Raw genomic sequence first — 5,085 nt, 5'->3', positions numbered from 1 at the left:
CTCGCCGAGGCGCCCGGAACGCCGCCGCCGGCGTCGACACCCGAGGCGCCCGGCACGCCGGCCGACGCCGTCGCCGCGGTGCGCGACGCCAAACGGCGCGGCTACGATTTCATCAAGCCGTACCAGTTCCTCGAGCGCGAAACCTATCGCGCCGTCGTCGACACGGCGCGCGAGCTCGATCTGCCGACCAGCGGCCACCTGCCCGAGCTCGGCTGCACCGCCTGCGCCGACCGCGCGTTCGCGTTCGCGCATCCGATGAGCAACATCGCGCACGCCGAAGAACTCGCGCGCTATGCGCAGGCCGACGACCTTTCCGCCGCCGACGTGGACGCGCTGGCCGATGCCGTGGTCCGCGCGCGCAGCGGCGTGACGCCGACCCTGATCACCTTGAAGACCATCGTGCACATGTACACGCAGCGGCAGGCGCCGGCCGTGCCGGCGGGCTGGGACGGCCTCGTCGATCCGCTGACACGGCGCGGCTGGCAGCCGCCGCACAACCGCTATCTCAGTGCCGGGTTCCGCGCCCAGCCGGGTCTGGAGCGGCTGCCGGCCGCTTACGATTTCGCACGGGTGCTGACGCGCGCGCTTTGGAAACGCGGCGTGCCGCTGACGACCGGCACCGACGCGACGCTGCCGGGCCTGGCCTACGGCGTGTCGCTGCAGCAGGAAATGCAGGAACTGCGCGCGATCGGACTGAGTCCGCTCGAGGTGCTGCGCGCCGCCTCGATCCACGCGCGGCGTCTGTTCGCGGGTGCGGACGGCAGCGGCGCCGTGCGCCGCGGACAGCGCGCCGATCTCGTGCTGCTCGACGCCGACCCGCTGGCCGACATCGGCAATACGGCCCGGATCGCCGGCGTGTTCGCCGGCGGCCGCTGGCTGCCGATCGCGCGGATCGACGCGGAGCTCGCCGAGCTGACCGCGCGCAACGCGGCGTTGGAGCCGGCGCTACGCGCAGTCGATGCGGCGCGTTGAGCCGCCGCGGGATCAGGCTTCGACGGCGGCTTCGGCAGCCTTGCGCGAACGCCGCGGCCGCGACGCCTTCGGCTCGGCCGGCTTGCGCGGCTTGCGCGAGCGCTTGGGCGCTGCTTCGTCGGTCGCGGCCTCGGCCCCGCCTTCGAGCCGCGCACGCACGGCCTTCTTGCCGAGCTTGCGCAGCTCGGCGAGCTGACTCAGCTGGGCCGCGCGCGGCGTGGATTTCTTCTGTTCCCAGTTGTAGACCGACTGTCCCGTCACGCCGAGCAGGCTGGCCAGTTCCGCGGCCGACAGTCCCAGGCGGATGCGCAGCGACTTGAGTCCCTTCGGCACGAAGCGCGTCTGCTTGTCGGGCAGCGCTTCAGCCGTCTCTTCCTTGCCCGTCTTGCCGCCGCGCTTGGCCAGTGCGCCGACGCGGCGTTCCGATTCCTGCAGTTTGCGCTTGAGCGCGGCGATTTCCTTGCGATACGCCGCGGAAGCCTTGCGCAGCGGCTCCAGATGCTTGCGCATTTCCTTGCGGCAGAGGCGGGAAATTTCATCCCTGAAAGCTGTCGCGATGTTCGGCATGGCAGTCCCGGTGGCGGATGGAAACACCTGATAGTAAACGTGCCGGGACGTGAATGTCTCGCATTCGGCGCGTGCTTTGAGCAATCGATCGCGCTTTGCAACACGACGCGAAACTGGACTATTGACATTCGGCCGATTTTTACGCGCCGACGCGCCGATTGGCCGCTCTTTCCGGGAGCGGCGCCGCTTTCGCGCCGCCGGATTGCCGCCTAACGGCGGCGTCGGGTTTGGTCGCCGATCGCGGCGCGCGCGGACTCAGACGCGGCCGGCCGCGCGCAGCGCGTCGAATTCGGCGTCGTCGAACAGGCGCGAGCGCACGAGGAAGCGCAGCCCCTCGCCGTTGTCGAGCGAGAACATGCCGCCGCGGCCGGACACGACGTCGATCAGCAGCTGGGTGTGTTTCCAGTAGGCGAACTGCGCGGCGCTGATGTAGAAATCCGCGCCGCCGATTTCGCCGAGACGCACGTCGCCGTCACCGACGAGGAACTCGCCGGCCGGATAGCACATCGGCGACGAACCGTCGCAGCAGCCGCCGGACTGATGGAACAGCAGGGCGCCGTGACGCGCGCGCAGGCGTTCGATCAGCTGCAGCGCAGCAGGGGTCGCGGTGACTTGCAGCGGCAATGCGCTCATGCGGTTCTCCGGAATCGATCGTGCGCAGCGGCGTCCGGCCGCTCCCCGCCACAGAGAGCGGCCGTAGCCGGCGCCGGGCCGCGCCTTCGGCAGCACGGTCCGGGCACGCGGTGCCGTCGCGTCAGAAGAAGCCCAGCGCTTTCGGCGAATAGCTCACGAGCAGGTTCTTGGTCTGCTGGTAATGGTCCAGCATCATCTTGTGGTTCTCGCGGCCGATGCCCGACTGCTTGTAGCCGCCGAACGCCGCATGCGCCGGATAGGCGTGGTAGCAGTTGGTCCAGACGCGCCCGGCCTGTATCGCGCGGCCGACGCGGTAGAGCCGCGCCGCGTCGCGGCTCCAGACGCCGGCGCCGAGGCCGTACAGGGTGTCGTTGGCGATCTGCAGCGCCTCGGCCTCGTCCCTGAACGTCGTGACCGAGACCACGGGTCCGAAAATCTCCTCCTGGAAAATGCGCATCGTGTTGCGCCCCTTGAACACGGTCGGCTTGACGTAGTAGCCGCCGGCCAGCGCGCCGGGCAGCACGTTGCGCTCGCCGCCGATCAGCACTTCGGCGCCCTCCTGTCGGCCGATGTCAATGTAGCTCAGGATCTTCTCGAGCTGCTCGCCCGAGGCTTGCGCGCCGACCATGGTGTTCGGATCGAGCGGGTCGCCCTGCCTGATCGCCGCGACGCGCGCGATCACGCGCTCCATGAAGCGCTCGTAGATCGATTCCTGGATCAGCGCGCGCGACGGACAGGTGCAGACTTCGCCCTGGTTGAACGCGAACAGCACGAAACCCTCGACGGCCTTGTCGAGGAAATCGTCGTCCTCGGCCATGACGTCGGCGAAGAAGATGTTCGGCGACTTGCCGCCGAGCTCCAGGGTTACCGGGATCAGGTTCTGGCTCGCGTACTGCATGATCAGCCGGCCCGTCGTCGTTTCGCCGGTGAACGCGATCTTCGCAATGCGCGGGCTCGACGCGAGCGGCTTGCCGGCTTCGAGGCCGAAGCCGTTGACGACGTTGAGCACGCCCGGCGGCAGCAGGTCGCCGATCAGCTCGAGCAGCACGAGGATGCTGGCCGGCGTCTGCTCGGCCGGCTTGAGCACGACGCAGTTGCCGGCGGCCAGCGCCGGCGCGAGTTTCCAGGTCGCCATCAGCAGCGGGAAATTCCACGGGATGATCTGGCCGACCACGCCGAGCGGTTCGTGAAAATGGTAGGCGATGGTGTCGTGGTCGATCTCGCCGATGCTGCCTTCCTGCGTGCGCACGGCCGCGGCGAAATAGCGGAAATGATCGACCGCGAGCGGGATGTCGGCGTTCAGCGTCTCGCGGATCGGCTTGCCGTTGTCCCAGGTCTCCGCGTAGGCCAGCAGCTCGAGGTTCTGCTCCATGCGGTCGGCGATGCGGTTGAGAATGTTCGCGCGCTCGCCGGCCGCCGTGCGTCCCCAGGACTCGCGCGCCGCATGCGCGGCGTCGAGCGCGGCCTCGATGTCGTCCCTGTTCGAGCGCGGGATCCGCGTGAACACCTGGCCGGTCACCGGCGTCAGGTTGTCGAAATACTCGCCGCTCAGCGGCTCGCGCCACTGGCCACCGATATAGTTGGCATAGCGCTGCTTGAAGATCGACGAGGGATCGGTCGCATAGGGCTTCAGGGGGGTCACGGCATTCATGGCGGTCTCCTGTGGGCTCCGCGGCGTCGCGCGGAACGGTCGGTGAAAAGGACGCGGCCACGCTCGGCGGCCTGCGGCGGAGACAGCGCAAGCGCGATGCCAGGAATCGGCTGCTGCGCCGCGGCATCGCCGCCGGCGAGGTCGGGCGGACGGGCGCGGATCGACGTGCCGGCGCTGCGGCGGCCTCCCGGACCGGCGACGACCGCCGCCGCGACGCGGTTTGCTGCAACGCACGACGGCCGGCGATTGCGACTGTCGCGCGACTGTGCTGTTTATCGGGACGGGGCAACGAGACGCTGTCGCAAATTGCGACACTGGAGCCAGCAATGACCGGCCGTCCGCCGGCCGCGACCGCCGACCTCGGCGTGGCGCGGCGCGAATTCTTCGAGCGCGGCGGCCTGCCGGTCGGCCGCGTGACCGAGACCATCCTGCAGTCCTGGCGCCGCTGCCAGCGCCTCGGCCTGGCCTCCGAACGCCTGCCCGCCATCGAGCCGGTGCCGCAGGCGCAGCTGCGCGAGATGCGCGAACGCCACGAGACGCTCTGGCGCCTGGCCCGCGCGGAACTCGAGGCGCTGGCCGCCGACGCCGCGGCCAGCGGCAGCATCGTGATCCTGACCGACGAGGAAGGCTGGATCCTCGACGCCGAAGGCCACCCGCAGTTCCTCGACAAGGCCGGCCGCGTCGCGCTGATGCCGGGCACCTGCTGGAACGAAAGCCGCATCGGCACGAACGCGATCGGCACGGCGATCGTCGAGCGGCGCTCGGTCGAGGTGCGCGGCGGCGAGCACTATCTCGCGCCGCACCGCGTGCTCAACTGCTCGTCGGTGCCGGTGCACGACCCCTACGGCCGCGTCGTCGGCGTGCTCGACATCAGCGGCGACGCGGCAGTGCCGCCGGTGCATGCGCTGGGCCTCGCGCGGCATGCGGTCGCGGCGATCGAGCACCGCTATTTCGACGCCGGCCTGGCCGGCTGCGAGCTGCTGCGCCTGCATCGCGATCCGGGCCTGCTCGGCTCGCCGCGCGAAGGATTGCTCGCGTTCCGCCAGGGCCGTCTCGTCGCGGCCAACGACGCCGGCCTGCGCCTGTTCGGCCTCGCGCGCGGCGAACTCGGGCGTGTCGAGTTCGCCGCGCTGTTCGACGACACGCTCACGCGCCTGCGCGACGACGGCGTGCTGCTCGACCGTCACGGCCTGGCGCTGTACGGCCGCGTGCAGGACGCCGCCGCCGGTGCGGCGCGGCCGGCACGCACCGTGTCGCGGCCG

The 5,085-nt window shown here is 70.3% G+C and carries 5 protein-coding genes; 2 read left to right on the top strand and 3 right to left on the bottom strand.

All coding sequences use genetic code 11. The annotated features are described in order from the left end of the window. Window positions 1-972 (top strand): amidohydrolase family protein (locus NON22_RS20065; protein ID WP_257388753.1); only part of this gene is annotated, 972 nt, incomplete at its 5' end. Window positions 973-984: 12 nt separating this feature from the next. Here the strand turns inward: NON22_RS20065 and NON22_RS20060 are convergent. The 3 genes from NON22_RS20060 to adh all read right to left on the bottom strand — a co-directional run bounded on the left by NON22_RS20060 (window position 985) and on the right by adh (window position 3,823). Then, entirely contained in the window at window positions 985-1,482 is a 498-nt protein-coding gene (locus tag NON22_RS20060; RefSeq protein WP_257388752.1) for a helix-turn-helix domain-containing protein, read from the bottom strand. 312 nt (window positions 1,483-1,794) lie between these two features. Beyond that, window positions 1,795-2,172, bottom strand: coding sequence for a DUF779 domain-containing protein (locus NON22_RS20055; protein ID WP_257388751.1), 378 nt, complete (start codon window positions 2,170-2,172; stop codon window positions 1,795-1,797). A 121-nt stretch (window positions 2,173-2,293) separates the two neighbouring features. Next, entirely contained in the window at window positions 2,294-3,823 is a 1,530-nt protein-coding gene (adh, locus tag NON22_RS20050; RefSeq protein ID WP_257388749.1) for an aldehyde dehydrogenase, read from the bottom strand. A gap of 326 nt (window positions 3,824-4,149) precedes the next feature. Between adh and NON22_RS20045 the strand changes: the two genes are divergently transcribed. Then, window positions 4,150-5,085: sigma-54-dependent Fis family transcriptional regulator (locus tag NON22_RS20045; RefSeq protein WP_257388748.1), on the top strand; the 936-nt coding region annotated here is incomplete at its 3' end.

It is taken from the genome of Tahibacter caeni, assembly GCF_024609805.1.
GTDB lineage: Bacteria > Pseudomonadota > Gammaproteobacteria > Xanthomonadales > Rhodanobacteraceae > Tahibacter > Tahibacter caeni.
The sequence above is the reverse complement of the archived record's forward strand: the minus strand, read 5'-3'. Positions and strand labels throughout refer to the sequence as shown.